The 3134-nt window shown below is 30.3% G+C and carries 3 protein-coding genes; all 3 read left to right on the forward strand.

Annotation, left to right across the window (positions count from 1 at the left end):
* Positions 1–180 precede the first annotated feature (180 nt).
* The 3 genes from Q1B05_RS18405 (at position 181) to Q1B05_RS18415 (ending at position 2926) form a co-directional block, all read left to right on the forward strand.
* A complete protein-coding gene (locus Q1B05_RS18405) occupies positions 181–690 on the forward strand; it encodes a hypothetical protein (RefSeq protein WP_299782898.1) in 510 nt (169 codons plus the stop codon).
* A 156-nt stretch (positions 691–846) separates the two neighbouring features.
* Positions 847–1788: a hypothetical protein gene (locus Q1B05_RS18410; RefSeq protein WP_299782900.1), complete on the forward strand. Its 942-nt coding sequence runs from the start codon at positions 847–849 to the stop codon at positions 1786–1788.
* Positions 1789–1945: 157 nt separating this feature from the next.
* On the forward strand, positions 1946–2926 hold the full coding sequence (locus Q1B05_RS18415) for a hypothetical protein (RefSeq protein WP_299782902.1): 981 nt from the start codon (positions 1946–1948) through the stop codon (positions 2924–2926).
* Positions 2927–3134 lie beyond the last annotated feature (208 nt).

Here is a 3134-nt window from a genome sequence, read left to right on the forward strand (position 1 = left end):
CATTTTTGGCTACAGCGGATTTTCCTGCGGAAAATCTGCCTCGCTCAAAAACGCAACTTTCTATATACAAAACCGTTGTAGGTAATTTGACCCAACCCAATGAGAAAGTACATCTATTTAGTTTTAATAATACTTCTGAACTCTTGTTCGAACAAAAAAAACGAATTAGAAATACAATTCTTGGAAAATTATGCCAACGGAATTGTTGCGTTTCCAACAGATTTAACTGACCATTTCCCAAATGAATTAAAAGCGGAAAGAAAACTCTCTGTAAGTTACCCTTCTGGAGTTTATGCAATTGGAATGGCAGGTATGATTTTCTCACATCAAGTTGACTCGTTGGAATTTAATAAAGTTGAACGAAAACTGAAATTAAATAATTTTCAAGGATATAAACCAACGGATAGTATTTTTATCATAGTTGGCGATACACTAGACTATTCTGATAAAAAAAATGGAATACCAATACCGAATTTTGATTCTTATGAACGAGACTTTGGACTTAATAGCAAATACTTACCTGATTATGACAAAGTTTATGTAGTTGAAAGTAAACAAGGAAAATATTTAGAAGATAAAAATCTCTCGTCTGGCAAGAATTTACCTGAAAAATGGAAAAACGGATTTTCGAGAGGAATAGCAACCAATGAAAAAGAAAACGAATTAATATATTGGCTTTGTGTTTGGTAAGAATAAAAAACTACCTACAACACCGTGTATAATTAATTGCTTTTTATGTGCTTACTTGCGAAAATTCCTGCGGAATTTTCTCGGGTTCGTAAAAGTTTGCTAATTTAGTTGCTTAACCACGCAACTAACCATACACAAACACGTTGTAAAACATTTATGCAGAAACTAAACGACATAAAAGAATTTTTCAAGGAATATCCGCTTTATAAGGAATTTCTATACATCGAAAATTACGTTAGAAACGAAAATGGAATTGTTGACCCTTTTGATTTCTATGGTTTATCGTTTGAATATTTCTGCGAAGAAGAAAAAACAAATAGGACTTTTGAAATAGATTTACCTGTTTCAGTTAAAGAACATTATGGTAAACTTCCTGGTGATAAAATTCCGAAAGATTTTTTTGATGAGAATAACTTCTTAAATTACAATATTCATCTAATTGGCATTTGCAAATCTTGTCAAAAGAAACAAGCTGATTTTCTTATTTCTGTCAAGAGCAATCAAGAGTTTCCCGACAACAGAGATAACATATTGTCAAAATCTTCAAAAGGTTTTAAACACATTGACATTGTAGAAGATAAAAAAATTCAAGTTTCTCTTACCAAAGTTGGAGTATTACCGGAACAAAAAGTGGAGATTGATGAATCTATTCAAAAATATTTTGACAGAGAAACTAATAATTGGTACTTCAAAGGAGTTAAACTTTACCAACAAGGTTTCGGAATTGGCTCATTGTCATATTTCAGAAGAATAGTTGAGAAAGAATTGATGAGCATTTTATCTAATGTAAGTGAATTGAATTCTTCTGACCCAAAATTGAAAAAGCTTATTGAGGATTTTAATAAAAACTCAAAGATAAGTTCCTTGTATAAAAATTCATTTTCTTTATTACCAAAATCATTACAAATACTTGGAGATAATCCTTTCGATGTTTTGTATAGTTTAACCTCTGAAGGATTGCACAATCTGACAGAAAAAGAATCATTGAATAAAGCTGACAAAATTCATAAACTTCTTGATTACGTAGTGAAAAAAATATATGAGGAAAAATCTGAATTACAAGATATTAGAGAATTATTGAAAGATTTGAAAAAATAAAAAACGTTTTACAACAATGTATAAAAATAATTGCGGTTTAGTGCTAAATCAAAAGTCGTTGCGTGTTTGCTACGTCTGAATTTCCTTCGGAAATTCCTCGCACGCAAACCCGCAACTATTCTTATACTAGACCGTTGTAGCACATTTGACCAAATCAATGAACAGACTATTAATCATCATATTTTTTGCCTCTAATTTTTCTTTTGGACAATCGATCCAACACGAACCGAGAAAATTATTTGTAGCGACTTTAAACGTTCCTCAAAACACAAGGAATAGTAATGACGCATTTACAAAGTTTGCATTAGAGAACAGCCTAAAACAACTTTTATGCTTTAGAGATGGACAAATTTCATCCGACATCAGCTTTGACAAAAACGGAAAAGTTATAACCAAAATTGAGAATGATAACACAATTATCAATAAGAGCGAATATCAATACGATGAAAAAGGGAGAGTTATCAAAACATCACATTATTCGCCAAATGGAGATTTTAAATATGGCTATGAATATGAATACTTGGAAGACACAAAACTGACTTTTGAAAATCCTGGAAGAATCCTTAAAAACAAAGACATTTTTATAAAGGACAAAAACCAAAAGATTTCAATCGATTACGGAAATGACAAAGAAATTGTTTCTAAAGAAATAGAAATATTTAATACAAATGGAGAATTAAAACAAAAACAAGAATTTTCCAACGACAGATTAAACCGAGAATTCATCTATTATTTAAAAGACGGAGAAAAATACGAGGACAAAATATTCTACCCTGAAAACCGAGAAAAAATTGTCGAGACAAAAAAAATATTGGATAAAGATGTGATTGACAAAAACGGAAACACAATCATTAACTATTCTGGCGATTTCAAGGTATCTGAAAACAAATACAATTCTGCAAACCGATTAATATCATCTGACTTTTATTCAATAAAAAACGGACTTTGGAAAAAAGAAAATTATGAATACAGGAATGATACGATTTTAATAAACAAATCACAGAATTATATATTAACTGGTAAAAACAAATCTTATCAGTTCATTTACAATAACGTCGGATTTTTAGAAAAAGTAATTAAAATTGATGGAACTGAAAAAGAAACATTTGAGTATAAATATCAACTGAACGAAAAATAAAAACGTGCTACAACACTGTATATAATTTATTGCTTGGTTCTTGCCTACTTACGAAAATCCTCGCGGATTTTCTATTCAGTTTTTATTTGTTAACTTAGTTGTTTAACCACGCAACAAACCATATACAAACACGTTACCAGCAAGTTGAAAAAAGCAGTACTACAAATATTGATATTATTAATATCATTGAGCTCGATTGCTCAAATTG

This window comes from uncultured Formosa sp. (genome assembly GCF_947500765.1).
GTDB lineage: Bacteria > Bacteroidota > Bacteroidia > Flavobacteriales > Flavobacteriaceae > Formosa.